The following is a 26,828-nucleotide window of genomic DNA, read 5'->3' as shown; positions in this document are numbered from 1 at the left end:
CGCGGCCCGTCCGGTCAGGTGACGGTGATCACGGGTGGCGTGCCGACCAGGTCCAGCCGGTCGCCGAGGATCACCGCGCCGGCGCGGACGATCTGGGCGAGCCGGTCCACCTCGGTGGAGTGGAACCCGGCCGCGGCCAGTGGCTCGCTGTGGTCGCGGGCGACCACCAGCACCAGGCCGGCCCGGCCGAACGGCGCGACCGCGTAGTGGTGCCCCTCCGGGCTGGTCATGGCCCGCGCCCGCAGCGGGGTCACCTCCGGCAGCCGGGGCGGCGCCGGGGCCCGCCAGCTCGCGTGCCCGATCGCGGCGACGCCCGCCTCGCCGCTGCGCGAGGCCCAGTCCAGGGGTACGACGGCGGCCACCGCCCAGTCGGCGGCGAGCAGCCCGGGTGCCGCGTCGACGAGCGTGGCCACCCCGTCGGCCGGGTTGGCGGCCACCTGGGCGAGCAGTTCCGCGTCCTGCCCGGTGGTGGTGGGCGCGCCGATCGCCCGCCACACGCCGTCCACCCGCACGCCGGGGATCGCGGCCAGCCCGGCGAGCATCCGCTCCACCCGCGCCGCGCCCGGCCACACCACAGTGAAGTCGTCCACCGCCCGGCCGCCGAGCCGTTCCAGGACCACCACCTGCACGATGTCGGCGCCGGAGACGCCGAGTGTCCGGGCCACCTGGCCGAGCGTGCCCGGACGGTCCGGCAGGGTCACCCGAACTCTCAGCAGCATGTCTGATCCCCTCCGCTCGGCGGGCCGGCCGAGCGGCCGGCAGGCTGGGGCCCAGCCTGCCGGTTGACCATTTCGCCCCTGTTGCAGCGGCATGTCCCGCCGGGAAAACCCCGACCTTGACAACAAAGCTGAGCTGCCATCAACTAATCGGATGACCGATCCGGCCGCCGCTGCCCGGCTCTCGGCCGGCTCGGCACCCCGCGGGCTCGACCTCGACCGGCTCGCCACCTACCTGGCCGCGCACCGGCCGGACCTGACCGGCCCCCTGTCGGCGCGGCTGATCGCCGGCGGCAAGTCCAACCTCACCTACCTGCTGCGCGCCGGTGACCGCGAGGTGGTGCTGCGTCGGCCACCGCTGGGGCACGTGCTGGCCACCGCGCACGACATGGCCCGGGAGCACCGGGTGATCTCGGCGCTCGCGCCGACCGGCGTACCGGTGCCGGAGGCGCTGGCGCTCTGCGCCGACGAGAGCGTCATCGGCGCGCCGTTCTACCTGATGGCGAAGGTCGACGGCGAGGTCTACCGGCGGCGCGAGCAGACCGACGCGCTCACCGCCGCCCAGCGGCGCGACCTCGCCATGGCGATGATGGACACGCTCGCCACGCTGCACCGGGTCGAGCCGGCCGAGGTCGGGCTGGCCGACTTCGGCCGTCCGGAGGGCTACCTGGCCCGGCAGGTACGCCGCTGGGCCGGCCAGCTCGACCGGTCCCGCAGCCGGCCGCTGCCCGGCATCGACGAGCTGCGCGACGCGCTGGCCGCCAGCGTGCCCGAGGGCGCGAACGCGGGCCGGATCGTGCACGGCGACTACCGGCTGGACAATCTGCTCGCCACCGTCGACCCGCCGGCGGTGCGGGCGGTGCTCGACTGGGAGATGGCCACGCTCGGCGACCCGCTGGCCGACCTCGGGCTGCTGCTGACGTACTGGGACGTGCTCGGCGACAGCGACCACGGCGAGGGCAACCCGGTGGCCGACGGCATCGGGCCGCGCGCCGGGTTCCCCACCGGGGCCGAGCTGATCGAGCGGTACGCCGGGCGCAGCGACGTCGACGTCGGCCCGCTGCACTGGCACGTGGCGCTCGGCTGTTTCAAGCTCGCGGTGATCTGCGAGGGCATCCACTACCGGCACACGCTCGGCCAGACCCTGGGCGAGGGCTTCGACCGGATCGGCGACATGGTGGCGCCGCTCGTGGCACACGGGCTGCACGCGGTGAGGGAGAGCTAGATGGAGTTCGCGTACGACGACCGGACGGTCGAGCTGCGGCAGCGGCTGGAGGCGTTCCTCACCGAGTGCGTGTACCCGGCCGAGCCGGTGCACCACGAGCAGGTGCTCGCGGCCGGCGACCCGTGGGCCCGCCCGCCGGTGATGGCGGAGCTGAAGGCGCAGGCGCGCGAGCGCGGGCTGTGGAACCTGTTCCTGCCCGACGCCCGCTACGGCGCCGGCCTGACCAACCTGCAGTACGCGCCCTTGGCCGAGCTGACCGGCCGCAGCCCGCACCTGGCCCCGGAGGCGCTCAACTGCGCCGCGCCGGACACCGGCAACATGGAGCTGCTCGCCGAGTTCGGCTCGGAGGAGCAGCGCAAGCAGTGGCTCATGCCGCTGCTGGCCGGGGAGATCCGGTCCGCGTTCTGCATGACCGAGCCGGAGGTGGCCTCCTCCGACGCGACGAACATCGGCACCCGGATCACCCGCGACGGCGACCACTACGTGATCAACGGCCGCAAGTGGTGGTCGTCCGGGGCGATGGACCCGCGCTGCGAGATCTTCATCGTGATGGGCAAGACCGACCCGGACGCCGACCGGCACCGCCAGCAGAGCATGATCCTGGTGCCCCGGGACACCCCCGGCGTGACGGTACGCCGCGGCATGCGCGTCTTCGGCTACAGCGACGCCCCGCACGGCGGGCACGCCGAGATCGACTTCTCCGACGTACGGGTGCCGGCGGAAAACCTCGTCGGCGAGGAGGGCACCGGGTTCGCCATCGCCCAGGCCCGGCTCGGCCCCGGCCGGATCCACCACTGCATGCGCCTGATCGGCATGGCCGAGCGGGCCCTGGAGCTGCTCTGCCGGCGCGTGCTCGACCGGGTCGCGTTCGGCCGCCCGCTCGCCGAACAGGGCGTGGTACGCGAGTGGATCGCCGAGTCGCGGGTCCGGATCGAGCAGGCCCGCCTGCTGGTGCTCAAGACCGCGTGGCTGATGGACACCGTCGGCAACAAGGGCGCGCACACCGAGATCCAGGCCATCAAGATCGCCACGCCGCTGATGGCCGAGTGGGTGATCGACAAGGCGATCCAGGCGCACGGCGGAGCCGGGGTCAGCCAGGACACCCCACTGGCCGAGCTGTGGGCGGCGGCCCGCACGCTGCGCCTGGCCGACGGCCCCGACGAGGTGCACCGCGCCTCGCTGGCCCGCCGGGAGCTGCGCCGCTATTCCTGACCGGCTCCCGCCGGGCGTGGTCAGGCGGAGGCGCGGTGGATCAGCTCGGTGTCCAGCAGCACGTGCGGCGAGGGAACCTCCTCGCCGCGGATGCGGGAGACCAGCAGCCGGGCCATCTGCCGGCCCATCTCCTCGACCGGCTGGAACACGGTGGTCAGCGGCGGCTCGGCCTGACGCGCGATCGGGGCGTCGTCGAAGCCGATCACCGCGACGTCCTCGGGCACCCGGCGGCCCGCCTCGCGCAGCGCGCGCAACGCGCCGAACGCCATCAGGTCGGAGGCGACGAACACGGCGTCCAGTTCCGGGCAGACGTCCAGCAGCCGGCGCATCGCGGCGGTGCCGCTGCCCTCGCTGAAGTCCCCGTACGCGATCAGGCCCGGGTCGATCCGGCCGCCGGACGCCCGGACGGCCTCCTGGTAGCCGGAGAGCCGGGCCAGGCCGGCGCCCATGTCCTGCGGGCCGGCGATGGTGGCGACCCGCCGGCGGCCCTGGCGGAACAGGTGCTCCACCGCCTGCCGCGCGCCGCCGACGTTGTCCATGTCGACGAACCACGCCGGCTGGGCGTTCGGGTGCAGCATCCGCGCCGGGCGGCCGCCGAGCACAGTCGGCAGGCCGCGCTCCTCCAGCAGCGTGGGCAGCGGGTCGGCGTCGTGCAGCGAGAGCAGGAGCACGCCGTCGACGTGCTGGTTGGTCAGGTGGTGCTCGACCCGTTCCCGCTCGATCGGCGACTGCACCATGGCCAGCCAGAGCTGCATCGGCGTCTCGACCAGCCCGGAGCTGACGCCCCGCACGATGGCCGCGAAGAACGGCTCGGTGAAGACCCGCTCCCCCGACTCGGAGACGACCAGGGCCACCGAGTCGGTCCGCTGGGTGACCAGCGCACGGGCGGCGCGGTTCGGCACGTACCCCAGCTCGGCGATGGCCTGCTGGACGGCGGCCCGGGCCTCCGGGCTGACCTGCGGCGAGCCGTTGACCACGCGGGAGACAGTGCCGCGCCCGACGCCGGCGCGGGCCGCGACCGCGTCGAGGGTCGGACGCCCGAGCGAGCGGGTGCGCTGCGTTGTCATCGTCTGTTGCTCCTCCGACGGTCGGGCGGGCCCGGCACCGATTGAGGCGTCGGCGCCGGGCCGCCCGTTACTGGCTGGCCCAGCTTATTGTGCGGGCAGTCCGTTGCGTCGGATCACGTCGGCGTACCACCTGGCGCTGGACTTCGCGATCCGGGCCTGGCTGTCGTAGTCGACATAGACCATGCCGAACCGCTTCGTGTAGCCCCAGGCCCACTCGAAGTTGTCCATCAGCGACCAGGCGAAGTAGCCCTTGAGCGGCACGCCGGCCTCGATCGCGGCGTGCGCCGCCCGCAGGTGCGCGGCGAAGTAGGCCAGCCGGTCCGGGTCGTCCACCCGGCCGTCGACCAGCTCGTCGACGAACGCCGAGCCGTTCTCGGTGACGTAGAGCGGCAGGTCGGTGTACTCCCGGTGGACCCGCTCCAGCGTCTCCACCAGGCCCGGGGCGTCGATCTCCCAGTCCATGTCCGTCACCGGGACACCCCGGGTGACGAACCGGACGTCCTCGCTGCCCGGCCAGCAGGACGGCGCCCGCCAGTAGGGCTCCGGCTCCGCGCCCTCGACCGGCGCGGCGACCACGTGCCGGCTGTAGTAGTTGATCCCGACCATGTCCAGCGGCGTGGCGATGGTCGCCAGGTCACCGTCGCGCACGTGCCCCATGTCGGTGATCTGACGCACGTCGGCGACCAGGTCTGCCGGGTACGCCCCGCGCAGCACCGGGTCGAGGAAGAACCGGTTCGCCAGCGCGTCGATCCGGCGGGCCGCGTCGGCGTCCGCCGCCGAGTCGGTCGCCGGGGTGACCGGGTACAGGTTGACGGTGATGCCGAGCTGCGCGTCCGGGCGGACCGCGCGGACCGCCTGCACGGCCAGGCCGTGACCGAGCATCAGGTGGTGCCCGGCCCGCAGCGCGTCCGCGCCGTCTCTGCGGCCCGGCGCGTGCACGCCGGAGCCGTAACCGAGGAACGCCGAGCACCACGGCTCGTTCAGCGTGGTGAAGTACTTCACGCGGTCGCCGAGCGCGTCGGCGACCAGATGCGCGTACTCGGCGAACCGGCCGGCGGTGTCCCGGGCCGGCCAGCCGCCCGCGTCCTCCAGCGGCTGCGGCAGGTCCCAGTGGTAGAGCGTCAGCCAGGGCTCGATGCCGTGGCCGAGCAGCTCGTCGATCAGGCGGCGGTAGAAGTCCATGCCCTCCTGGTTGACGCCGCCCGTGCCGCCCGGCTGCACCCGCGGCCAGCTCACCGAGAAGCGGTACGACCGCAGCCCCAGGTCGGCCATCAACCGCACGTCGTCCGGCATCCGGTGGTAGTGGTCGCACGCCACGTCGCCGGTGTGCCCGGCCACCGTCCGCCCCTCGGTGTGGCTGAAGGTGTCCCAGATCGACGGCGCACGGCCACCCTCCGCCGCCGCGCCCTCGATCTGGTACGCGGCGGTGGCCGCGCCCCAGAGGAAGTCCGGCGGGAAGGTCAGGGCCGGACCGGCGTCGAGGAGACCGACGGCGGGCGGGCTTGCTGGATTGCTCACGACTTGACGGCGCCTTCCATGATGCCGCCGATGATCTGGCGGCCGAACAGAACGAACACGACGAACAGGGGCAGGGTCGCGATCAACGTACCGGCGAAGATCTGCGAGTTGTCGGCGAAGTAGGCGGTGTTGAGGCTGCGCAGCGAGATCTGGACGGTCGGGTTGGACGGGTCCGCCAGCACCACGAACGGCCAGAAGAACTGGTTCCACTGCTCCATGAAGGTCAGCAGACCCAGCACCGCGGCGGCCGGACGCAGCGCGGGCGCCACCACGTGCCAGTACACCCGCCAGGTGGAACAGCCGTCCACCCGGGCCGCCTCGATCAACTCGTTCGGTACCGCCTGCTCGGCGTACTGGCGCATCATGAAGATGCCGAAGCCGCCGATCAGGAACGGAACGGTCACCGACGGCATGGTGTTCAGCCAGTCGAGCTTGGCCATCAGGATGTACAGCGGCAGCACGCCGAGCTGGATCGGCACCATCATCGAGGTGAGGATGATCAGCAGCAGCGCGTTCTTGCCCCGGAAGCGCAGCTTGGCGAACGCGAAGCCGGCCAGCGAGCCGAAGAACACCGTCGCGACGGTGATCGTCCCGGCGACCAGGAACGAGTTCATCAGGCCCTTGAGGATGTTGGCGTCGCTGTTGGCGAGCACCCGCTCGATGTTCTCGCCGAGCTTGCCGCCGGGCAGGAACGGCGGCGGCCAGGAGTTGGCCGCGTCGTTCGTCCGGCTGGCGATCACGATCATCCAGTAGAACGGGAACAGGGAGAGCAGCACACCGAAGATCAGGCCGATCATGGTGAGCGGGCTGGCCTTCCAGAGCCGCTCGGCCCGGTGGGTGGTCTTCACCGGCGCGCTGTGCCGGGTGGGCGGGCGGACCGCGGTGGTCGTCATCTCGTCACCTCACTTGTCGGAGCTGATGCGGCGGGCGAGCAGGTAGTTGATCGCCGACATCAACGCGATGAGCACGAAGAGCACGAGCGCGACCGCTCCGGCGTACCCCCACCGGAAGCGCTGGTTCATCACGTCGAGCAGGTACATCGTGATGGTCTGGAACTGCCCCTCCGAACCACCGGAGAGACCGCCCGAGCCGCTGGTGAACAGCAGGGGCTCGGTGAACAGCTGAAGGCCGCCGATGGTGGAGATGATCAGCGTGAAGATGATCGTGGGGCGCAGCTGCGGGACCGTGATCGACCAGAACTGCCGCCGCCGGGAGGCGCCGTCCAGCGCCGCGGCCTCGTACATGTCCTTGCTGATCGACTGCATGGCGGCTAGGTAGATCAGCGCGTTGTAGCCGACCCACCGCCAGTCGACCATGGTGGAGATGGCGAACCATGAGGCGAAGCGGTTCGCCCGCCAGTCGATCGGGTCCAGGCCGATGCTGTCGAGCAGCCAGTTGACCAGGCCGAAGTCCTTGGCGTAGAGCATCGAGAAGATCAGCGCGACCACGGCGGTCGAGGTGATGATCGGCATCGCGATGGCCATCCGGAAGAACGTCTGCGCGCGCAGCTTCCGGTTCAGCGCGTTGGCGAGCATCAGCGCCAGCAGCAACTGGGGCACTGTGGAGAGCGCGAACATGCCGAACGTGTTGACCACCGCGTTCCAGAACTGCGGATCCTCGGTGATCAGTTCGACGAAGTTGTCCATCCCGACGAAGGAGATCGTCGGGTTCAGCGGCGACCGGTCGGTCAGCGCGATCCAGACCGTGTACGCAATCGGGTACACGCCGAACACGGCGAAGATCACGAAGAACGGCAGGACGTACAGGTAGGGCGAGTACTTCAGGTCCAGCCGGGTCATCGAGGCGGCGCGGCGGCGTGTGTGACGTGCGGAGCGCGGCGCGCCGGGCTCGGGCGGCGCCGCGGCGTGCAGGTCGAGGCTCATGGGGAGTCCTTCTCCTCGGCCGGCGTCACCCGCCACACGGGCGACGCCGGACTCTGCGGGCACCGCGGGTGGCGCCGGCAGCATGGGCTGCCGACGCCACCCGCGGGCGGCTCAACCGGTCACTTACCGGCGGCCGCACCGTTCTTCAGGGCCGCCTGCCACTGCTCGCCGGCCGACTTGCCCTGCTCCACGGCGCGCAGCGTGTTCTCCACGGCGGTGCGGACCGCGTTGTTCTTCGGGCCGAGGTAGACCGGCTTCAGCTCGGTCGCGCCGGCGGCGAAGATCTTGCCGACCGGGGCCTTGCTGAAGTAGTCGTTGGTCGAGTCGGCGACGGCCGGGTCGGTGAGCGCCTGCGGGTTCGACGGCAGGTTGCCGACCGCCTTGTACGCGCCGATCTGACCCTTGGCGCTGGTCAGGAACTTGGCCAGCTCCGCGGCCTCCTTCTGGTGCTTGCTCGACTTCGGCACGCCCAGGAAGGAACCGCCCCAGTTGCCACCGGCGCCCGGCGCCTTGGCGATGTCCCACTTGCCGGCCGCCGCGTCACCGGCCTGGCCCTTGATGACACCGGTCATCCAGGCGGGGCAGGCGATGGTGGCGAAGGTGCCGTTCTTGAAGCCGGCGTTCCACTCGTTGGAGAACGACTGGAGGTTGTTGGACAGCCCGGCGGCGATCATCTTGGTGGTGAGGTCGTACGCCGTCTTCACGTCCGGGTTCTGGTCGATGACCATCTTGTTGCTCTTGTCGTAGTACGTGTAGCCGCTGCCCTGGCCCGCGACCTGCATCAGCACCACGTTGTAGAAGTTGGTCGCCGAGTCGACGAACTTGTGCTTCTTGTCGGCGGCGGCGAACTTCTGGCCGGTGGCGATGAACTCGTCCCAGGTCGGCCAGAGCGCGCCGACCTGCTCGCGGTCGGTGGGCAGCCCGGCGGCCTTGAACAGGTCGCTGCGGTAGCACAGCGCCATCGAGCCGACGTCGGTGCCGAGGCCCAGCACCTTGCCGTCGGGCGTGGTGCCCTGCTCCCACTTCCACGGCAGGAAGTTGCCCTTGAGGTCGTTCGCGCCGTGGTCGGCGAGGTTCACGAACTTGTCGGCCTGGGCGTAGAACTGGACGATGGTGCCCTCTTCCAGGGCCACCACGTCACCGGCGCCCGAGCCCGCGGTGATCTGCTGGGTCAGACGGGTGTTGTAGTCACCGAGGCCGAGACCCTTGCCCCGCTCCTGGATCTTGACGTTCGTGTGCTCCGCTTCGTACTGCTTGTACAGCTCTTCGTAGCCGAAGCCCTGGTCGCCGAAGACGTCGACGACCAGCGTGATCGGGCCGTCGCCGCTGCCGCTGTCGCCGCTGTCCGAGTCGTCGCCGCAGGCGGCGGTGGTGCCGAGCACGACGACGGACGCGAGCGCGATGGCCGCGAACCGCCGACGACGGATTGGGACGCTCATCCGAGACCCCTCTTTCGGTGGTGAGGCGATATCTGCTGTGTGGTGGGGGGTGCGTTTCGCGCGGGCCGGAGCGGGGCAGGAGGGAGATCCGCACCACTCTCGGGAGCGCTCCCATGAGGTTGCCGGGAGGTGACAGGGGTGTCAATAGACCGTTGGGAGCGTTCCCATTTCGTTACCGCGCCGCTGGCGACCCCTCCTCGGAGCCCGCGATCAGCGGCGCGCGGACGGCGCGATCAGCAGCAGCGGCGCAGCAGGACGGTGGCGCGGCCGGCGTCGAACGCGGCCGGATCGAACGCCGGGCCGGCCCACTCGCGCATCGTCACGTGTTCCGGGTGCGCCAGGTCGGCGAGCGCGGCGAGCAGGACCGCATAGCCGGCCGGGCCGCCCACGTCCTCCGGCGGGCAGGCCCGCTCCCCGTCCAGGCAGACCGGGTAACGCTCGTCCGGGTCGGCGGCGCAGCAGTCCTCGACCACCAGGTCGTGCTCCCACCAGTCCCCGAAGTCGTAGGTGTAGCGGAACCGGTCGCCCTTGCCCACTACCGTGTCCAGCCGGACGTCCAGCTCGTCGCGCAGCGCCAGCTCGCCGTCCGGGTCGGGTTCGCCGTACTGCCGGCCGTCCACGTCGAACGAGTGCAGGTGGCAGTCGCGCCAGCCCATCGCGTGCTGGATCACCCGGTGCAGCCGGTCCAGCGTGTAGCCGCCGGGCACCAGCACCCGCCGCCACACCGGCGGCCGGACCCCGGCCAGCGACACCATGAGCTGGAAGATCTGACGCGACACGACGTCCCATCCTTCCTCGGCATAGGCTGCCTGCATGATCTGCCGAGCCTGCCGGGAACGGCGGCACGACGACTGTCCTGGCCGGAAGTGGTGCGACTGCCAGCACCGTACCCCCGAACCCACCCCTCCGGTCACCGGTCCGGCCGGCGAATGAGCGTCGGAACCCCGATCGAACGGATCTGGCCCGCACCCGTCACCGGCGCGCTGACCGATCCGGAACTCACCGCGCTCTACGGCCGGTCGGCCCGCCCGCACCTGCGGGTCAACTTCGTCGCCAGCGCCGACGGGGCGGTCACTCTGGACGGCTACTCGGCCGGGCTCTCCGGCGAGCCGGACAAGCGGGTCTTCGGGCTGCTGCGGATGCTCTGCGACGCTCTCGTGGTGGCCGCCGGCACGCTGCGCCACGAGGGCTACCGGGCGGTCCGGCTGAGCCCGGAACGCCGGGCCTGGCGCCGCGAACGCGGGCTGGCCGAGTTCCCGACGCTCGTGGTCGTCTCCGGCTCACTCGACCTCGACCCGGCCCAGGCTGCATTCGCCGACGCCCCGGTCCGGCCGATCGTGCTCACCCACGCCGACGCCGTACCGCCGCCCGGCCTCACCGACGTCGCCGACCTGGTCCGCTGTGGCACCGGCCCGGTCACCAGCACCGACCGGGTCGACGGCAGCGGCCGGGTCGACTTGGCCGTGGGCCTGGCGGAGCTGCGCCGCCGAGGGCTGGACCAACTGCTCTGCGAGGGCGGCCCGCACCTGTTCGGCGCGCTCACCGCCGCCGACCTGGTCGACGAGCTGTGCCTGACCGTGGCGCCGCTGCTCGCCGGCGCCGGCCCGGGCCGGATCACCGCCGGGGACGCCAGCCCGCCCCGGCACCTGCCGCTGCGCCACGTGCTGGCCGCCGCCGACGGGGTGCTCATGTTGCGCTACGCCCGCGACCCCGCTGACCCCACACCCGCCGGATCCGCCCCCGCCGCCTGACCAGCTCCCGGCTCCCGGCTCCCGGCTCCCGGCTCCCGGCTCCCGGCTCCCGGCTCCCGGCTCCCGGCTCCCGAGATCTTGGTACCAAACGGCCCCTATGAGGGCGCTCTCGTACCAAGATCTCCGAGCGTCCCGGAGAGCGGGACGTGGGTCTCGACATTGGGGGCGGCTCTCGCGCGCCAAGCAACCCGGGGTTCGCGGGGCGAGTGGAACGTCATGGGTGTCAAAAGCTCGCGGAGACACCCATGGCGTTCCACCGAGCCGGCCGGGCCGGGGGCCGGAGACAGCGCCGGAGCGGGCAGAAACGTACGCACCGTGGCCGGGCGGATCCGGGCGGCTACCGTTCGGCGCACGCTCGGCGTGGCGTCCGCCGCGTCGCGTGGCAACCTGTCGCATCCCTCGGGCAGGATGCACGACGTGCACCGCCAACGGTACGACCAGCCGACCGGAGACCGCCGATGACCGACGACCAGCTCGACGGGCCCGGCGAGGGTGTCGGCCGGGTGCTCGGCACCGCCGACGCCACCCCGCTCACCTTCTGGACGGCTGTCGCGCCGGGCAGCTACCTGCAGCTGGACGACGTGGTGGTGACCCGCCGCGACCTGCCCGACCGGGAGCCGGTGACGATCGCCGGGGTGGTGACCCAGGTGCGTGCCCGGCACGAGGGGGCGCAGTTCGACTCCGACGTCTTCGCCATCGCCGACGGCACGCTGCCGGCGCAGGTGCAGGAGGCGGCCGAGGTGACGACCACGCGGGTCGACCCGGAGTTCTACGTGCCGCCGACGCCGGGCGCCGTGGTGCACCGGGCCGAGGGTGACGCGCGGGCGCGGGCGCTGCACTTCGACCGGATGGAGCGGCGGATCCCGATGGGGATGGGCCGCGACGGGGTGCCGGTCTACCTCAACGCCGACTTCCTCGACGGCACCCGGGGCGCGCACGTGTCGATCTCCGGCATCTCCGGCGTCGCGACCAAGACGAGTTTCGCCACGTTCCTGCTCTACTCGGTGTTCCGCTCCGGCGTGCTGGGCGGCGACGCGGTCAACGCGAAGGCGCTGATCTTCAACGTGAAGGGCGAGGACCTGCTCTTCCTCGACCACCCGAACAGCCGGCTCGACGATCCGACCCGGGCGGCGTACGCGAAGCTGGGCCTTGATGCCGGCGCGTTCCCGGACGTGCGGGTGTACGCCCCGCCGCGGGTCGGCGACTCCTCCGGCACGCCGGATGTGAGCAGCCGGCTCACCGGGGTGGACAGCTTCTACTGGACGCTGTCCGAGTTCTGCGCCGACCGGCTCCTGCCGTACGTGTTCGCCGACGCGGACGACGAGCGCCAGCAGTACACGATGGTGGTCCACTCGGTGGCCGCGCACCTGGCCCGTTACGCCCAGCCGGCCGACGGCGGAGTGAGTATCGACGGGGTACGGCTCGGCTCGTACGCGGATCTGGTCGACCACGTGGTCGAGCAGCTCAACGACGACGAGACGCGCGGCGAGTGGGCCGGTAGCGCGGTCGGGCTGGGCACCGTGAACGCGTTCGCCCGGCGGCTGATCGGCAGCAAGAAGGACCTGGGCCGGTTGATCCGTGGTGACCTGGCGACCCGCCGCCCGCACTCGATCAACACGGCGGAGAGCGCGCAGGTGACAGTGGTCGACCTGCACAACCTGCCCGATCGCGCGCAGCGGTTCGTGGTCGGTGTGACGCTCAAGAGCGAGTTCGAGCGCAAGGAGAAGGCGGGCACCGCCAAGCCGCTGCTGTTCGTCGTGCTGGACGAGCTGAACAAGTACGCGCCGCGGGAGGGCTCGTCGCCGATCAAGGAGGTGCTGCTCGACATCGCCGAGCGGGGCCGCTCGCTGGGCGTGATCCTGGTCGGCGCGCAGCAGACCGCCAGCGAGGTGGAACGGCGGATCGTCACCAACTCGGCGATCCGGGTGGTCGGCCGGCTCGACCCGGCCGAGGCGTCCCGCCCGGAGTACGGCTTCCTGCCGCCTGCCCAACGGCAGCGGGCGCTGCTGGCCAAGCCGGGCACGATGTTCGTCAACCAGCCGGACATCCCGGTGCCGCTCTGCCTGGAGTTCCCGTTCCCGGCGTGGGCCACCCGGGTCTCGGAGGCGGGCCGCGCGCCCTCGGAGACGCTACGGTCGATCACGCAGGCCGCCGATCCGTTCGCGGTGGTCGGCTCCGGCTCCTCCGACGACGACATCCCGTTCTAGGCGGCACCCAGATGAAGATCCTGCACACCTCCGACTGGCACGTCGGCAAGGTCCTCAAGGGGCAGTCCCGGGCCGAGGAGCACAAGCAGGTCCTCGCCCAGGTCATCGAGATCGCCCAGCGTGAGCGGCCGGACCTGGTCATCGTCGCCGGTGACCTGTACGACACCGCCGCGCCCACCCCGGAGGCGACGCGGCTGGTGACCCGGGCGCTCACCGCGCTGCGGCGTACCGGCGCGGACGTGGTGGCGATCGGCGGCAACCACGACAACGGCGCGGCGCTGGACGCGCTGCGCCCGTGGGCCGAGGCGGCCGGGATCACGCTGCGCGGCAGCGTCCGGGAGAACCCGGACGAGCACGTCGTCGACGGGGTCACCGCCGGTGGGGAACGCTGGCGGCTGGCCGCGCTGCCGTTCCTGTCCCAGCGGTACGCGGTGCGCGCGGTGGAGATGTACACGCTCACCCCGGCCGAGGCGAACCAGACGTACGCCGACCACCTGGGCCGGGTGCTGGACCGGCTCGCCGAGGGGTTCGCCGAGCCGGACCGGGTGCACCTGGTGACCGCGCACCTGACCGTGGTCGGGGCGAGCACCGGCGGCGGCGAGCGGGACGCGCACACGGTGCTCGGATACGCGGTCCCGGCTACCGTCTTCCCCGGCAACGCGCACTACGTGGCGCTGGGTCACCTGCACCGCTCGCAGCGGGTCATCGGCCCGTGCCCGATCCGCTACAGCGGCAGCCCGCTCGCCGTCGACTTCGGCGAGCAGGAGAACGTCAGCTCGGTGACGATCGTGGAGGTCACCGCCACCACGGCCGCCCGCATCCGGGAGGTGCCGGTGCCGGGCGCGGTGCCGCTGCGCACGGTACGCGGCACGCTCGCGCAGCTCGCCGAGATCGAGGCGCCGGAGGGCTGGCTGCGCGTCTACGTCCGGGAGCAGCCCCGGGCCGGGCTGCGCGAGGAGGTGCAGGAGCTGCTGCCCCGGGCGCTGGAGATCCGGATCGACCCGGAGCTGGTGCCCGCGCCGGGCAGCGGGACCCGGACCGCCCAGCGGGCCGGGCGGTCGCCGGGCGAGTTGTTCGGCGACTACCTGGACAGCCGCGGGCACGCCGACGAGGGTGTCCGGGAACTCTTCGACGAGCTGCTCGAGGAGGTGGAGCACTGATGCGGCCGATGCGGCTGGACATGGCCGGGTTCACGGTGTTCCGCGACGAGACCACTGTCGACTTCACCGACGCGGACTTCTTCGCGCTGGTCGGGCCGACCGGTTCGGGCAAGTCGACGGTGCTCGACGCGATCTGTTTCGCGCTCTACGGCACGGTGCCGCGCTGGGGCGGCGCCCGGGGGCTGGCGAACGCGCTGGCGCCGTCGGCCACCGAGGCGCGGGTCCGGCTGGTGTTCGAGTCCGCCGGGGACCGCTACGTGGCGACCCGGGTGGTGCGCCGGGACGGCCGGGGCACCGTGAAGACGGCCAACGCCGGGCTGCAGCTCATGCCGCCGGGCTTCGACGTCACCAAGCTCGACACCGGGCTCAGCCCGGAGGATCTGGGCGAGGTGGTGGCGGGCACCCCGGCCGAGATGGAACAGGCGGTGCTGGACGCGGTCGGGCTGCCGTACGAGCAGTTCACCTCCTGCGTGGTGCTGCCGCAGGGGCAGTTCGCCGACTTCCTGCACGCCAAGCCGGCCACCCGGCAGCAGATCCTGGTGAACCTGCTCGGGCTGGGCGTCTACGAGAACGTGCAGAAGAAGGCGGTCGAGCGGGCCGGGCAGGCCGAGGCGAAGCTGGAGACCGTCGACAAGCTGCTCGGCGGGCTCACCGACGTCGACGACGAGAGTCTGGCCGCCGCCCGGGAGCGGGTGGACGCGATGCGGGAGCTGGCCGCAGCGGTCGCTGCCGCCGTACCCGAATGGGAGCGGGCCCGGGCGACGGCGGGTGAGCGGGCCGCGGCGCTGGCCGCCCTCGACGCGGAGCTGGGTGTGCTGGCCGGGGTGCGACCGCCGGACGGCACCGCCGAGCTGGCGCGGGCGGTGGCGGCGGCCCGGGTGGCCGCCGACGAGGCGGCGGCCACGGTCGGGCTGGCCGAGGAGCGCGAGGAGAAGCTGCGCGGGGAGCTGACCGCCGCCGGTGACGAGAGCGCGTTGCGGTTGCACCTGAAGGCGTACGCGGACCGGGACCGGCTGACCGCGGAGGCGGCGACTGTGCGCGCGGCGGTGGACGCGGCGCGCGGCGAGCACGACGCGGCGGTGGCGGCGCTGGCGGCGGCGCGGGCGGACGCGCAGCGGGCCGAGACGGAGCTGGAGTCGGCGTTCCGCGCGCACGAGGACGCGAAGGCCGCCGACCAGGCGGCGGCGCTGCGGGCGCACCTGGTCGACGGCGCGCCCTGCCCGGTGTGCGAGCAGACGGTCACCACCGTGCCGGCGGTGCCGAAGGGTTCGGCGGTGAGCCGGGCGATCGAGGCGGGCAAGGCGGCGCGGGCGGCGAGCGAGGCGGCGAAGCGGGTGGTGCAGGAACGCGACGCCGCGGCCCGCGAACTGGACCGGGTGCTGCTGCGCGCCCGGACCCAGCACGACCAGCTCGGCGCGCGCCTGGCCGAGCTGGACGAGCAGCTCACTGACGCGCCCACGCCGGAACGGCTGCGGGAGGCGCTGGCCGAGCACGCCCGGCTGCGCGCCGCGCTGGAGGAGGCGGCCGGCGCGGTGCGGGCCGGGCGGGAGGCGGCCCGGCGGGCGCGGGGCGCGCTCGACGCCGCGCAGGATCGGCTGCGCCGGGCCTGGCGTGACTTCGACGCGGTACGCGACGGGCTGGCCCGGTTCGGGCCGCCGGCCGCCGACCGGGACGACGTGGCGGCGGCGTGGACGGCGCTGGCCGACTGGGCGGGCGAGCAGGCGCGGGCGCGGCGCGCGGACCGCGACGGGCTGGCCGAGTCGGTGGAGGCGGCGCAGCGGGCCGCGGCCGAGGTCGCCGACGGGATCGCCGCGTTGTTCACCGCGGCCGGGCTGGACGCCCCGCAGGACGCGTCGCGCGACGTGGCGGTGGCGGTGGAGCGGGCCGAGGCGGAGTTGCGCCGCCTGGACGAGCGCCGCGAGCAGGCCGCCGGGCTGCGGGAGCAGCGGGCCGGGCACGAGCACGAGGCGCGGGTGGCGCGGGCGCTCGCCTCGCACCTGCGGGCGAACAACTTCGAACGCTGGCTGCTCACCGAGGCGCTGGACCTGCTGGTCGACGGCGCGTCGCGGATCCTGCGGGAGCTGTCCGGCGGGCAGTACGACCTGGTGCACGACAAGGGCGAGTTCTTCGTGGTCGACCACCACGACGCGGGGCTGCGGCGCGGGGTGCGCACGCTGTCCGGCGGGGAGACGTTCCAGGCGTCGCTGGCGCTGGCGCTGGCGCTGTCCGAGCAGCTCGCCGGGATGTCCACCACCGCGGCCAGCCTGGAGTCGATCGTCCTGGACGAGGGTTTCGGCACGCTCGACGCGGCGACGCTGGACACGGTCGCGGCGACGCTGGAGAACCTGGCCGCCCGGGGCGACCGGATGGTCGGCGTGGTCACCCACGTGCCGGCGCTGGCCGAGCGGATCCCGGTCCGGTTCGAGGTGCGCAAGGACGCGCGGACGGCCCGCGTGGAACGGACCGGCCTGTGACGTCACAGTCGCCGGCGTTCTTCGTCGACGCCTGGGATCCGGCGTACGGCGCGTCGTTCGAGGCTGCGGGCGGGTCCGGTCCGGCCGCGCCGAGCAGCGCCCAGGTGGACGCCGACGTCGAGCTGCCGGCCGCCGACTGGCGAGCGATCGGCCCCCGCGCGGGCGTGCGGTCGCCGGACGTGGTGCTGCTCGTCGACGGGGTACGGCGGATCGACGCGAGCGTCTGGACGGCCGAGGAGGACGGCGGCTCGTTCCCCGGCATCGCCGCCTCGTACGCGGCCGGTGTGGTGCGCTGCGACCTGGACCGGGGCGCCGCCGAGATGGCTGGCGCCCGGGTGGGCCGGGGCCTGTTCACGGCGAGCCCGTCGGCGCAGGACGTGGTCGCCGGGACTGTGCGTTACCCGGTGCACCGGGTCAGCGGCACCGGTGAGCTGAGCAAGCTGCCCGCGGCGGTGCAGGCGCCGCTGACCGCGCTGGAGGTGGCCGTCTCCGACGCGGTACGCACCGACGGCGACCTGCTGGTGGTGGACGGCCCGCTGCGCAGCCGGCGGAACCTGCCGCGCACGCTCGGGTACATCAAGACGCAGCACAGCCAATACCTGGACGGGCGGCTGACCGCTGTGGTGACCGGGCTGGCGCCGGGTGAGCGGTGCCCGGTGTTCCGGCTGGGCACGGCGTGGGGCGGCTGGTCCTGGTATCTGCGCCTGCCGGTGCGCGCCGGGGCGCCGTGGGCCGGGATCGTGCGGGTGGAGTGCTCGGCCGACCTGACCGTGCCGGAGGCGATCGCGCTGGCCGACCTGTCGCTGGTGACGCTGCCCCGGTTCGCCTCCACCCCGTACAAGGATCCACGTGCCCCGCAGAACCTGGTGCCGATCGCCGGGCTGGAACGCCGGTTACGCGGGATGCTCGGCGACGCGCGGCTGCTGCACCGCGTGCTCACCGCGGCGGCGCGCGGAATGCGGCGCTGATGGGCCGGCGACGCGACGCCGACCGGGTGGTGGCCGACGTCGACACCGGGCGGGCCGAACTGGTGCCGGACCGGGACCGTCCGGGCTCGTGGACGTTGCTGCTGGACGACGCACCGCAGTCGCATGTCGACCTGACCGACCCGGCTCACCTGGAGTTCGAGTACGTCCGGCGGCTGGCCGCCGCGCTGGACCTGGTGGCGCCGGCCGGGGCGCCGCTGCGGGTGCTGCACCTGGGCGGCGGCGCGCTCACCCTGCCCCGGTACGTGCAGGCCACCCGCCCGGGTTCGACGCAGCGGGTGTCCGAGGTGGACGGCGCGCTGGTGGAGCTGGTCCGCCGCGAGCTGCCGTGGCCTGCCGATCCGCGACTGCGGGTACGGGTGGCCGACGCGCGGGCGACGCTGACGTCGAGCCGGGACGGCGCGTACGACGTGATCGTGGCTGACGTGTTCGCGGGTGCCCGTACCCCCGCGCACCTGACCTCGGTGGAGTACGCCGCCGAGGTGGCCCGGGTGCTGGCGCCCGGCGGCAGCTATCTGGCGAACGTGGCCGACGGCCCGCCGCTGCGGCACGCGAAGGCGCAGGTCGCCACAGTGCGTACCGTGCTGCCCCGGGCCTGCCTGGTCGGCGACGCGGCGGTGCTGCGCGGCCGCCGGTACGGCAACCTGGTGCTGGTGGCGTCCCGGGTGGAGCCGCCGGTGCCGGAGCTGGCCCGGCGGGCGGCCGGCGACTGGTTCCCCGGCCGGGTGCTGGCCGGCGCGGAGCTGGACCGCTTCACCGGCGGCGCGGCGGTGGTCCACGACGCGGGCGCCGTCGACTCCACTCCCCCGCCGCCCGGAATTTTTTCCGTCAAACGTTGATCCGATCGACTGGTGGCTGCGTATCACCGGGCGGCCATGCCCGTGGGGGGCCGGCTGATGTCATTGGACAGCGGAGGTCTGCATGCATGCGGTGGCGGCCGGCTGGCACGGCGAAGTGGCGCGGCCCGAGTGGATGTTCGCCCGGGCACAACCACACTCGCGCGCCTCGCGTTCCCGCCGGGGGGTCGACGCCCGGCCCGCCGATCGCCAGAATGACCCGGTGCCGCCGCGACCCGCTCCCGGACGCCACCAGGCGACCTCCGCCGAGGCCAGCCACTCCGACCAGCTGATCCGCCTGCTGTACGCCGAGCACGCCGGCCCGCTGCTGATGTTCGTGATGCGGCTGACCGGCGGGGACCGGCAGCGGGCCGAGGACATCGTGCAGGAGACGCTGCTGCGGGCCTGGCGCAACGCGCACCGGCTCGGCGTGCAGGGCCAGGGCTCGTTGCGTCCCTGGCTGGTCACGGTGGCCCGGCGGATCGCGATCGACGAGCACCGCAGCGAGCAGGCCCGCCCGCCGGAGACGTACGACCGGGATCTGACCGCGTTCGCCGAGGCGGACAGCACCGACCGGGTCCTGCGCACGATGACGGTGGCGGACGCGCTGCGTACGCTGAGCCAGTCGCACCGGGAGATCCTGGTGGCGACGTACTTCCGGGGGCGCACCGTGCCGGAGGCGGCCGAGGAGCTGGGGCTTCCGCTCGGCACCGCCAAGTCGCGGGTCTACTACGCGCTGCGCGCGCTGCGCACGGCTCTGCAGGAGAGGGGGGTGACCGAATGAGCCGGGCCGATCACATGGACGTCGCCGCGTACGCGCTCGGCGTGCTGGACGCGGAGGACGCGGAGCGGTTCGAGGAGCACCTGGCCACCTGCTGGGCCTGCGCGGCGGAACTGGAGACGATGGTCCCGGTGGTGGGGCTGCTCTCCGGCATCGACGGCGAGGCGATGGCCGCGCTGGAGCAGACGCACACCGATCCGGCGCTGCTGGACCGGACGCTGGTGGCGGTGCGGCGGGACCGCCGTCGTACCCGGGTGCGGCAGTTGCTGGCGACAGCGGCGGCAGTGGTGGTGTTCGGCGGCCTGAGCGGGGTCGCCGCCGGGATGCTCGGCGACGAGCCGGGGCCGACGCCGCAGGCCGGGCCGACGCAGACCGCGCCGACCGCGGCGCCGAGCGGCGAGCCGGGCAACCCGAACGACCCGGGCGTCGGCGGGGAGAAGCCGATCGAGGGCGACCAGCACAACGCCACCGACGCGGGCACCGGCGTGCAGACCACGATGTGGCTGGCGCGCAAGGAGTACGGCACGCAGATCTCGGTGCAGCTGAGCCGCCTGCCCGGGCCGCGTGTCTGCCGGCTGGTGGTGGTGCGCAAGAACGCCACGAGCGAGGTCATCTCCACCTGGTCGGTGCCGGCCGGCGGCTACGGCACGAACCAGAACCAGCTTCCGCTGGAGCTGACCGCGTCCACCTCCGCCCCGGTGCGCGACATCGACAAGCTTCAGGTGCAGTCGGTGGACGCGAACGGGGTGGCGAGTCCGCTGGTGACGGTGGACGACATCTGATCCGGTACGACGACGGCGTCGGGCGGCTGGACCGCCCGGCGCCGTCTTGTCGTGTCCGGGCCGGCGGACCCCCTCGTGCTGACGCACGCGCCAGAACGGCTGTCGGTTCAATCAGTCCACTGTGAAATGTGCCACCGTTTCGACTTCAACCTTGACAGTGCCGCGCCCGTACTACTCGGCGAACTGCCAAGAACGAGGAGGGCACGTGGCACACCACAAGCGGACGACCGTCATCGTCGCGAGCGCGATGGTCGCACTTACGGCCTGCGCCCCCGCAGGCTACAACGGGGCGAACTCGAGCGCGGCCGAGCCGGTCGCCGTCGCCGCGGCCGAACCCACCGCGGCGGCCGAACCGGAGGCGTCGGCGGCTCCCGAGGAGGAGCCGGTCGCGGACAAGGCGCCCCCGGCCAACGTGAAGATCACCGACGAGCTGGTCGGCAAGAAGCTGCCCCGGATGGGCCGCGTCGTCACCGACCAGGACGGCTGGGTGCTGTACCGGTTCGACAAGGACTCCGACGACCCGCCGCAGTCCAACTGCGTGGACAAGTGCGCCGAGGTCTGGCCGCCGTCGCTCACCGACGGCAACCCGAAGCTGCGTGGCGTCTCCGACGACAAGGTCGGCACCATCACCCGCCAGGACGGCACCCGGCAGCTCACCATCGGCGGCTGGCCGGTCTACCGCTACATCGGCGACAAGAAGCCGGGCCAGTGGAAGGGCCAGGGCGTCGGCGGCACCTGGTTCGTGGTCGACCCGAACGGCAAGAAGAACCTGACCTGCCTGCCCACCGGCACGCCCAAGCCGGTCGCGCCGCCCGCGGCGGGCAGCTCGAACAGCTCCGGCGGCGGGTCGGACTACTCGTACTGACGCACCAGGTCACGGTGACCGGTCGCCGCCGGGGAGGGCGCGGCCGGTCATCGTCGGGAACCCGGGAGGCGGGGCGCACCGGCATCGCCCCGCCTCCCGGCTCGGCGTGTCCGGCGTCACCGCCGGGACGCGTGGCAGAGTGGCCGGGTGACCTCGCCCGCCGCCCGCCGCACGCTGCGCCCCCCGGCCGGCTACCGGCTGGCCGCGTCGGTGCGGGCGCTCACGTTCAGCCCGTACGACCCGTGCGCGCGGATCGCCGCCGGCACGTTCTGGTGGGCCACCCGCACCCCGGACGGACCGGCCACGCTGGCGCTGCGCCCGGAGGCCGGCGAGCTGACCGCCGAGGGGTACGGCCCCGGCGCCGGCTGGGTGGTCGAGCGGGCCGACCGGATCGCCGGACTGCGCGACGACCTGACCGGGTTCGCCGCGCTCGCCGCCGCGCACCCGCTGGTGGCCCGCCTCGCCCACACGCACCACGGGCTGCGGATGCCCGCCACCGGCCAGATCTTCCCCCGGCTGCTGCGGGCCGTCTTCGAGCAGAAGGTCACCGGCAAGGAGGCGTACCGGGCGTACGCCGCCACCGTGCGGCACTTCCGCGAACCCGCCCCGGGTCCGCTGCAACCACTGCTGCTGCCGCCGGAGCCGGCCGCGGTGGCGGCCACGCCGTACTGGGTGTTCCACCCGTTCGGCGTGGAGCAGCGACGCGCCGACACGCTGCGCCGCGCGGCGGCCGTCGCGGACCGGCTGGAACGCTGCGCCGACTCGGCCGAGGCCACCCGGCGGCTCACCGCGATCCCCGGGATCGGGCCGTGGACCGCCGCCGAGGTGGTGCGGATCGCGTACGGCGACCCGGACGCGGTCAGCGTCGGCGACTACCACGTGCCGAACACGGTGGCCTGGGCGCTGGCCGGTGAGCCGCGCGGCGACGACGCCCGGATGCTGGCGCTGCTGGCGCCGTTCCGGGGGCACCGGGGCCGGGTCTGCGTGCTGCTGGAGGCGGCCGGGATCCAGGCGCCGAAGTACGGCCCGCGCGCCCCGATCCGCTCGTTCGCCCGCTACTGACCGCTCAGCGCCGCCGGCACAGCCGCCGCAGCGTCCGGCCCAGCCACCAGGCGTACGCCCGCTGGAAGCCGAGCACGACCGGCCCGCCGGCCCGCACGTACCAGTGGGCGGGGCGGCTGAACGCGGTCACCTCGAACCAGACGCCGTCGGCGCCCCGGGTGACCAGGAACGCCTCCTCACCGACCTCCGGGTGCCCGGGCAGCGTGCCGTAGCCGAACCCGGCCCGGTCCGGCTCGTCCACCACCCAGACCACCTCGGTCGGGCCCCACAGCCGCGCCGGGCCGACGCCCAGTCCCGGCGTGACACGTACCCCGGGCGCCGCGCGCGGCGCGTCCGCGCGCATCACCACGCCCGCGGCGCGGTGCAGCCGCCAGCCCAGCAGCGCGTCCGCCGCGACCGGGAAGCCGCCGTCCGGCAGCCGGACCCGGTGGCGCAGGTGGTGGTAGCCGGCCGGCAGGCCGCCGTCGCGGGTCGCGCCCACCTCCGGGTACGTCAGCTCGGGCACGCCGGTCACCTCCACGCTGATGGGAACACCCCCGCCAGCGTACGGCCGCTTCTGAGCGCTGTGGTGAGCTGAGCCGGTGACCGACGTGACCATCGCCCCCGCCGACGTCGCAGACGCCGGTGAGATCCTCACCGTGCAGCGCGCCGCGTACCTGGTGGAGGCGCAGCGCTACCGGGACGTGTTCCTGCCCCCGCTGACCGAGACGCTGGACGAGGTCCGGGCGGCGCTGGCCGGACCGGACGTGGTGCTCGCCGCGCGGCGCGGCCCCCGCCTGGTCGGCTCGGTACGCGCCCGCGTCGACGGCGACACCGCCCACGTGGGTCGCCTCTCGGTCGCGCCGGACCAGCAGGGCCGGGGCGTCGGCGGACGGCTGCTGGACGCGGTCGAGCACGCCTGCGCGGGCCGGGTGACCCGGTTCGCGCTGTTCACCGGCGCGGACAGCGCGGCGAACCTGGCCCTGTACGCGCGGCGCGGCTACCGGGTGGTGGCACACCGGCCGGACGAGAACGGCAACCGCCTCGCCGTGCTCGAGAAGACGGTCAGTCCCGCTCGCAGCGACGCCTGAGCCCGTCCGCCTCCTGCCGCAGGTAGCGGCGCATCATCGACCCGGCGAGCAAGCCGATCAGGCCGGCCAGCGGCCCGGTCTGCACCAGGGCCAGCTCGGCCCGGGTGCGCCCGTCGCCGAGCGCGACGAGGCGGTGCTCACCCCGGCTGCGCACGCCCGGGCTCGCGGACTCCCAGACGAACGAGTACGGCGGCTCGATCTCGGTGACCCGCCACACCGCCGGGGGCAGGCGCGGCTGCTCCAGCCGGGCGGTCGAGCCGAGCGCCAGCGGACCGGGTTCCAGCCGGCGGGCGGCGGTGACCGAGGACGTCCACTCCGGCCAGCGCTCGACGTCGCTCTGCACCGCCCACACCCGGTCGACGTCGGCGGCGATCTCGACGGACTCGACGAACCGCATCGGCGTTCCTCCCCCGTGGACGCGTCAGCTCAGGCTACGCCCGCACCCCACCCGCCCGCCGTCCCGCGCCCACTCCGCCCTCGCCCCGCCCCCGCTTCGTCGATCTTGGACTTAGGGTGCCCAGGATGCCCGATTGACGAACTTTACGAGGCACCACAACTCCAAGATCGGCGGCTTGCCGGGGCGGAGATGCCGGGGCGGAGGGGCAGCCGGCATTCCGTCGCTCGGCGCCGGCCGGCGGGCAGCGGGTCGCCGGGCGGAGGGTCAGGCGGCCTCGTGGAGGTCGGCCAGGGTGACCGGGGCGTAGCGCTTCAGCAGGCGTTCCAGCTCGGTGATCGAGCCGACCTCGCCGAGGACGTTCGCGCCGCCGCCGTGCTCGGCCGGATAGCGGTGCGCCAGCCGGTAGCGGTAGCGGCCACGGATCAGCTCGACGCTGACCCGCCAGCGCCCGCAGCATCCGCAGCTCCACTCCGGCACGCCGCGAAGGTAGCTCTGACCTGCGGTTTCACCATCCGGGCGGCGGTGACGAAGGCGACCGGTACGGGACACGCCGCCCGGCCACCCCGGGTGATCTGCCTCACCACTGTCGGTGGGGTCTGGTTGACTGGTCGCCGTGGACCTGCCGATCAACCCTCCGGTCGAGCCGATGCTGGCCAAGAGCGTGTCCGAGCTGCCCACCGATCCCGGCCTGACCTACGAGCCGAAGTGGGACGGCTTCCGCTGCATCGTGTTCCGCGACGGTGACGAGGTCGAGCTGGCCAGCCGGGGCGGCAAGTCGATGACGCGCTACTTCCCGGAGGTGGTCGAGCAGGCGCGCCGGCAGCTCCCGCCCCGGTGCGCCGTCGACGGCGAGCTGATCGTGATCCGCCGGGACGGGCCGGGCGGGCACCCCCGGCTCGACTTCGAGCTGCTGGCCCAGCGGATCCATCCGGCCGCCTCCCGGGTGAAGCTGCTGGCCGAGACCACCCCGGCCGACTTCGTCGCGTTCGACCTGCTGGCCATCGACGACGAGCTGCTCACCGGGCAGCCCTATCCGCAGCGCCGCGAGCGGCTGGAGCAGGCGTTGTCCGGGGTGCGCCCGCCGGTGCACGTGACCCAGGTGACCACCGACCCGGAGACGGCCCGCCGCTGGTTCGAGGTGTTCGAGGGCGCCGGCCTGGACGGGCTGATCGTCAAGCCGGCCGACCTGCCGTACGAGCCGGGCAAGCGGCTCATGTTCAAGGTCAAGCACGCGCGCACCATGGACGCGGTGGTGGCGGGCTTCCGCTGGCACAAGTCCGGCCCGGTGGTGGGCTCGCTGCTGCTGGGGCTCTACGACGACCAGGGCGTGCTGCACCACATCGGCGTCAGCTCCTCGTTCACCATGGCCCGCCGCAAGGAGCTGCTGGACGAGCTGGAGCCCTACCGCGAGGTCGGCGGCGAGCACCCGTGGGTGCACGGCGACCACGAGCGGGGCCAGCGCATCCCGGGCGGGGTGAGCCGGTGGACCGGCGGCAAGAACCTGGAGTGGGAGCCGCTGCGTCCCGAGCTGGTGGTCGAGGTGGCGTACGACGCGATGGAGGGCGACCGGCTGCGGCACACCGCCCGGTTCGTGCGCTGGCGCCCCGACCGTGATCCGCGCTCCTGCGACTACGGCCAGCTCGACCGCCCGATCCGCTACGACGTCGACGAGGTGCTGCGCGGCGATCCGGCGGCGACGGTCGGTGACGCGGCCGGCCGGGCGTAGCCTGGCGGTCGACACGATCATGGAAGGCGCCCACGTGACAGGCTTCCCCGACCGGACCCGCCGGTTCCGGCCCGCCCTCGCCGCGTTCGTCGCGGCGGTGGTGCTCACCGCCGGCTGCACGCTGCCGGCGTTCGCGCCGCGCGCCGAGAGCGAGGGCGAGGCCGCCCCGCCGGGCACCGCCCCGGAGTGGCGGGCCTGCCCGGAGGTGCCGAACGAGCTGGTCGGCCGGGGTGCGGCGGACATGCGCTACGACTGCGCCCGGATCGCCGTGCCGCGTAACTGGGGCACCGGGGCAACCACCGGCGCGATCGCCGGGCCGGGCGCGGGAGAGACGTTCGAGATCGCGCTGATCCGGGCCCGTTCGACAAAGCAGCGCGACCGGATCGGGTCCCTGGTGGTCAACCCCGGCGGGCCGGGGGCCTCGGGCGTGGACACCGCCGTCTACCTGTCCTTCGGTCCGGCGTTCGGCGGGCTGCCGACGTCGGTCACCGACCGGTTCGACATCGTCGGCTTCGACCCGCGCGGGGTGGCCCGGTCCAGCCCGGTCAAGTGCATCTCCGACGCCGACCTGGACGCCAGCTTCGGCTACGACCCCGACCCGGAGAGCCAGTCGTCGTTCGACGGCTTCGTCGGCCTCAACCGGCGCATCGGCGAGCGGTGCGGCGCGAAGTACGGCGACCAGCTTCCGCTCTACGGCACCGAGCAGGCGGCCCGCGACATGGACGCGGTCCGGGCGGCGGTCGGCGACGACAAGCTGACGTACCTCGGCTACTCCTACGGCACGCTGCTCGGCGCCACCTACGCCCAGCTCTATCCGCAGCGTGTGCGCGCCCTGGTGCTCGACGGCGCGGTCGACCCGCAGCAGAAGCTGATCGCCGGGTCGGAGAGCCAGGCGAAGGGCTTCGAGCGGGCGTTCGACAACTTCTCCCGCTGGTGCGCGGCGAACGCCGGCCGCTGCCCGATCGCGCCGGACGCCCGCGGTGCGGTCACCGACGCGATCGCCAAGGCGAAGACCTCCCCGGTACGCGGGCAGGACGGCCGGGAGGCGACCTCCGGCTGGGTCTTCTACGCGGTGATCTCCTCGCTCTACACCGAGCAGGGCTGGCAGGAGCTGGCCCGGGCGATCGACGAGTTGCAGGGCGGTGACCCGGCTGGCGTGTTCAAGCTGGCCGACTCGTACGCGGGCCGGGAGCCGGACGGGCACTACTCCAACCTGTTCGACGCCAACCTGGCGGTCAACTGCGCGGACGAGACCGAGAAGCCGACCCGGGAGCAGGTCCGCCAGTTGCAGTCGCAGTGGCGGCAGAAGTACCCGCTGTTCGGTCCCGCCCTCGCGGTGGGGATGCTCGGCTGCGTGGAGTGGCCGGGCGAGCGGGACCCGTATCCGACCGGCCGGGCGAACGGCGCGCCGCCGATCCTGGTGGTCGGCACCACAGGTGACCCGGCCACGCCGTACGAGCAGACGCCCGCGCTGGCCGCGATGCTGGGCGTGGGTCGGGTGCTCACCTGGGAGGGTGAGGGACACACCGCGTACCCGCAGACGCCGTGCGTGACGTCGGCGGTCGACGCGTACCTGATCTCGCTCACCGTCCCCCGGGAGGGGCTGCGCTGCCCCGCCCGGTGACGGTCCGGCCGGCGGCCGGGAGCCGGACGCCGGCCGGTGGAACGTCG

The 26,828-nt window shown here is 73.6% G+C and carries 25 protein-coding genes; 15 read left to right on the top strand and 10 right to left on the bottom strand.

Annotated features, from left to right (window positions below; all coding sequences use genetic code 11):
* Nucleotides 1–14: 14 nt before the first annotated feature.
* Complete coding sequence (locus PVK74_RS29560) at nucleotides 15–719, bottom strand: ACT domain-containing protein (RefSeq protein ID WP_043325595.1); 705 nt, start codon at nucleotides 717–719, stop codon at nucleotides 15–17.
* Nucleotides 720–870: 151 nt separating this feature from the next.
* Here PVK74_RS29560 and PVK74_RS29555 point away from each other — a divergent pair, with 151 nt between their 5' ends.
* Together PVK74_RS29555 and PVK74_RS29550 are read left to right on the top strand one after the other, a co-directional pair.
* On the top strand, nucleotides 871–1,941 hold the full coding sequence (locus PVK74_RS29555; RefSeq protein ID WP_274477684.1) for a phosphotransferase family protein: 1,071 nt from the start codon (nucleotides 871–873) through the stop codon (nucleotides 1,939–1,941).
* A complete protein-coding gene (locus PVK74_RS29550) occupies nucleotides 1,942–3,153 on the top strand; it encodes an acyl-CoA dehydrogenase family protein (RefSeq protein WP_104114364.1) in 1,212 nt (403 codons plus the stop codon).
* Nucleotides 3,154–3,173: 20 nt separating this feature from the next.
* Here PVK74_RS29550 and PVK74_RS29545 read toward each other — a convergent pair whose 3' ends face one another.
* The 6 genes from PVK74_RS29545 to PVK74_RS29520 form a co-directional block, all read right to left on the bottom strand.
* A complete protein-coding gene (locus PVK74_RS29545) occupies nucleotides 3,174–4,220 on the bottom strand; it encodes a LacI family DNA-binding transcriptional regulator (RefSeq protein ID WP_043325601.1) in 1,047 nt (348 codons plus the stop codon).
* 84 nt (nucleotides 4,221–4,304) lie between these two features.
* Complete coding sequence (locus PVK74_RS29540) at nucleotides 4,305–5,738, bottom strand: GH1 family beta-glucosidase (protein WP_043325603.1); 1,434 nt, start codon at nucleotides 5,736–5,738, stop codon at nucleotides 4,305–4,307.
* Complete coding sequence (locus PVK74_RS29535) at nucleotides 5,735–6,535, bottom strand: carbohydrate ABC transporter permease (RefSeq protein WP_197494916.1); 801 nt, start codon at nucleotides 6,533–6,535, stop codon at nucleotides 5,735–5,737. The genes PVK74_RS29540 and PVK74_RS29535 overlap by 4 nt, the downstream gene beginning before the upstream one ends.
* Nucleotides 6,536–6,640: 105 nt before the next feature.
* Nucleotides 6,641–7,621 (bottom strand): carbohydrate ABC transporter permease, encoded by a 981-nt coding sequence (locus PVK74_RS29530; RefSeq protein ID WP_043325606.1) that lies wholly within the window; start codon nucleotides 7,619–7,621, stop codon nucleotides 6,641–6,643.
* A 119-nt stretch (nucleotides 7,622–7,740) separates the two neighbouring features.
* Nucleotides 7,741–9,060 (bottom strand): ABC transporter substrate-binding protein, encoded by a 1,320-nt coding sequence (locus tag PVK74_RS29525; RefSeq protein WP_043325608.1) that lies wholly within the window; start codon nucleotides 9,058–9,060, stop codon nucleotides 7,741–7,743.
* A 233-nt stretch (nucleotides 9,061–9,293) separates the two neighbouring features.
* Nucleotides 9,294–9,839 (bottom strand): plasmid pRiA4b ORF-3 family protein, encoded by a 546-nt coding sequence (locus PVK74_RS29520; RefSeq protein WP_274477683.1) that lies wholly within the window; start codon nucleotides 9,837–9,839, stop codon nucleotides 9,294–9,296.
* 150 nt (nucleotides 9,840–9,989) lie between these two features.
* Between PVK74_RS29520 and PVK74_RS29515 the strand changes: the two genes are divergently transcribed.
* The 10 genes from PVK74_RS29515 (at nucleotide 9,990) to PVK74_RS29470 (ending at nucleotide 21,964) form a co-directional block, all read left to right on the top strand.
* Nucleotides 9,990–10,811, top strand: coding sequence for a pyrimidine reductase family protein (locus PVK74_RS29515; RefSeq protein ID WP_043325612.1), 822 nt, complete (start codon nucleotides 9,990–9,992; stop codon nucleotides 10,809–10,811).
* 458 nt (nucleotides 10,812–11,269) lie between these two features.
* A complete protein-coding gene (locus PVK74_RS29510) occupies nucleotides 11,270–13,018 on the top strand; it encodes an ATP-binding protein (RefSeq protein ID WP_043325613.1) in 1,749 nt (582 codons plus the stop codon).
* Nucleotides 13,019–13,029: 11 nt separating this feature from the next.
* The gene (locus PVK74_RS29505; RefSeq protein WP_166455436.1) at nucleotides 13,030–14,178 is read left to right on the top strand and encodes an exonuclease SbcCD subunit D; all 1,149 of its coding nucleotides are present in this window, start codon (nucleotides 13,030–13,032) and stop codon (nucleotides 14,176–14,178) included.
* The gene (locus tag PVK74_RS29500) at nucleotides 14,178–16,652 is read left to right on the top strand and encodes an AAA family ATPase (RefSeq protein WP_209960527.1); all 2,475 of its coding nucleotides are present in this window, start codon (nucleotides 14,178–14,180) and stop codon (nucleotides 16,650–16,652) included. The genes PVK74_RS29505 and PVK74_RS29500 overlap by 1 nt, the downstream gene beginning before the upstream one ends.
* Nucleotides 16,649–17,620: a hypothetical protein gene (locus tag PVK74_RS29495; RefSeq protein ID WP_209960525.1), complete on the top strand. Its 972-nt coding sequence runs from the start codon at nucleotides 16,649–16,651 to the stop codon at nucleotides 17,618–17,620. The genes PVK74_RS29500 and PVK74_RS29495 overlap by 4 nt, the downstream gene beginning before the upstream one ends.
* A complete protein-coding gene (locus PVK74_RS29490; protein ID WP_274477682.1) occupies nucleotides 17,620–18,477 on the top strand; it encodes a spermidine synthase in 858 nt (285 codons plus the stop codon). Before PVK74_RS29495 ends, PVK74_RS29490 begins: the two co-directional genes overlap by 1 nt.
* A gap of 82 nt (nucleotides 18,478–18,559) precedes the next feature.
* Complete coding sequence (locus PVK74_RS29485; protein WP_030503038.1) at nucleotides 18,560–19,258, top strand: sigma-70 family RNA polymerase sigma factor; 699 nt, start codon at nucleotides 18,560–18,562, stop codon at nucleotides 19,256–19,258.
* On the top strand, nucleotides 19,255–20,037 hold the full coding sequence (locus PVK74_RS29480; protein WP_030503037.1) for an anti-sigma factor family protein: 783 nt from the start codon (nucleotides 19,255–19,257) through the stop codon (nucleotides 20,035–20,037). The genes PVK74_RS29485 and PVK74_RS29480 overlap by 4 nt, the downstream gene beginning before the upstream one ends.
* A gap of 205 nt (nucleotides 20,038–20,242) precedes the next feature.
* On the top strand, nucleotides 20,243–20,902 hold the full coding sequence (locus PVK74_RS29475) for a COG4315 family predicted lipoprotein (RefSeq protein ID WP_064447175.1): 660 nt from the start codon (nucleotides 20,243–20,245) through the stop codon (nucleotides 20,900–20,902).
* Between the two features lie 147 nt (nucleotides 20,903–21,049).
* Nucleotides 21,050–21,964, top strand: a complete 915-nt coding sequence (locus PVK74_RS29470; RefSeq protein WP_064447174.1) for a DNA-3-methyladenine glycosylase family protein — start codon at nucleotides 21,050–21,052, stop codon at nucleotides 21,962–21,964.
* Nucleotides 21,965–21,968: 4 nt separating this feature from the next.
* Here the strand turns inward: PVK74_RS29470 and PVK74_RS29465 are convergent, their stop codons facing one another.
* Entirely contained in the window at nucleotides 21,969–22,490 is a 522-nt protein-coding gene (locus PVK74_RS29465; protein ID WP_064447269.1) for a DUF1990 family protein, read from the bottom strand.
* A 55-nt stretch (nucleotides 22,491–22,545) separates the two neighbouring features.
* Here PVK74_RS29465 and PVK74_RS29460 point away from each other — a divergent pair, with 55 nt between their 5' ends.
* Nucleotides 22,546–23,034, top strand: coding sequence for a GNAT family N-acetyltransferase (locus PVK74_RS29460; protein ID WP_274477681.1), 489 nt, complete (start codon nucleotides 22,546–22,548; stop codon nucleotides 23,032–23,034).
* On the opposite strand, the gene PVK74_RS29455 is transcribed toward PVK74_RS29460, so the two are convergent.
* Nucleotides 23,009–23,431 carry an SRPBCC family protein gene (locus PVK74_RS29455; protein WP_274477680.1) on the bottom strand — a complete coding sequence of 141 codons (423 nt, stop codon included), beginning with the start codon at nucleotides 23,429–23,431 and terminating at the stop codon, nucleotides 23,009–23,011. The genes PVK74_RS29460 and PVK74_RS29455 overlap by 26 nt on opposite strands.
* 264 nt (nucleotides 23,432–23,695) lie before the next feature.
* A complete protein-coding gene (locus PVK74_RS29450) occupies nucleotides 23,696–23,908 on the bottom strand; it encodes a hypothetical protein (RefSeq protein WP_069089394.1) in 213 nt (70 codons plus the stop codon).
* Nucleotides 23,909–24,044: 136 nt separating this feature from the next.
* On the opposite strand from PVK74_RS29450, the gene PVK74_RS29445 reads away from it, so the two are divergent.
* Together PVK74_RS29445 and PVK74_RS29440 are read left to right on the top strand one after the other, a co-directional pair.
* Nucleotides 24,045–25,157 carry an ATP-dependent DNA ligase gene (locus PVK74_RS29445; protein WP_064447172.1) on the top strand — a complete coding sequence of 371 codons (1,113 nt, stop codon included), beginning with the start codon at nucleotides 24,045–24,047 and terminating at the stop codon, nucleotides 25,155–25,157.
* Nucleotides 25,158–25,191: 34 nt separating this feature from the next.
* Entirely contained in the window at nucleotides 25,192–26,781 is a 1,590-nt protein-coding gene (locus PVK74_RS29440; RefSeq protein ID WP_274477679.1) for an alpha/beta hydrolase, read from the top strand.
* The last annotated feature ends 47 nt before the right edge of the window (nucleotides 26,782–26,828 follow it).

This window comes from Micromonospora chalcea (assembly GCF_028768405.1).
Classification (GTDB): Bacteria; Actinomycetota; Actinomycetes; order Mycobacteriales; family Micromonosporaceae; genus Micromonospora; species Micromonospora chalcea.
This window is presented reverse-complemented; position numbering and strand designations above follow the sequence as displayed.

Bases quoted from the DNA above. Each gene is read 5' to 3' on its own strand.
- PVK74_RS29510 (WP_043325613.1), top strand. From the start codon at position 11,270: ATGACCGACGACCAGCTCGACGGGCCCGGCGAGGGTGTCGGCCGGGTG.
- PVK74_RS29480 (WP_030503037.1), top strand. From the start codon at position 19,255: ATGAGCCGGGCCGATCACATGGACGTCGCCGCGTACGCGCTCGGCGTG.
- PVK74_RS29545 (WP_043325601.1), bottom strand. From the start codon at position 4,220: ATGACAACGCAGCGCACCCGCTCGCTCGGGCGTCCGACCCTCGACGCG.
- PVK74_RS29505 (WP_166455436.1), top strand. From the start codon at position 13,030: ATGAAGATCCTGCACACCTCCGACTGGCACGTCGGCAAGGTCCTCAAG.
- PVK74_RS29455 (WP_274477680.1), bottom strand. From the start codon at position 23,431: ATGCGGTTCGTCGAGTCCGTCGAGATCGCCGCCGACGTCGACCGGGTG.
- PVK74_RS29500 (WP_209960527.1), top strand. From the start codon at position 14,178: ATGCGGCCGATGCGGCTGGACATGGCCGGGTTCACGGTGTTCCGCGAC.
- PVK74_RS29525 (WP_043325608.1), bottom strand. From the start codon at position 9,060: ATGAGCGTCCCAATCCGTCGTCGGCGGTTCGCGGCCATCGCGCTCGCG.
- PVK74_RS29550 (WP_104114364.1), top strand. From the start codon at position 1,942: ATGGAGTTCGCGTACGACGACCGGACGGTCGAGCTGCGGCAGCGGCTG.
- PVK74_RS29530 (WP_043325606.1), bottom strand. From the start codon at position 7,621: ATGAGCCTCGACCTGCACGCCGCGGCGCCGCCCGAGCCCGGCGCGCCG.
- PVK74_RS29535 (WP_197494916.1), bottom strand. From the start codon at position 6,535: ATGATCGGCCTGATCTTCGGTGTGCTGCTCTCCCTGTTCCCGTTCTAC.
- PVK74_RS29490 (WP_274477682.1), top strand. From the start codon at position 17,620: ATGGGCCGGCGACGCGACGCCGACCGGGTGGTGGCCGACGTCGACACC.
- PVK74_RS29485 (WP_030503038.1), top strand. From the start codon at position 18,560: ATGCATGCGGTGGCGGCCGGCTGGCACGGCGAAGTGGCGCGGCCCGAG.
- PVK74_RS29560 (WP_043325595.1), bottom strand. From the start codon at position 719: ATGCTGCTGAGAGTTCGGGTGACCCTGCCGGACCGTCCGGGCACGCTC.
- PVK74_RS29515 (WP_043325612.1), top strand. From the start codon at position 9,990: ATGAGCGTCGGAACCCCGATCGAACGGATCTGGCCCGCACCCGTCACC.
- PVK74_RS29555 (WP_274477684.1), top strand. From the start codon at position 871: ATGACCGATCCGGCCGCCGCTGCCCGGCTCTCGGCCGGCTCGGCACCC.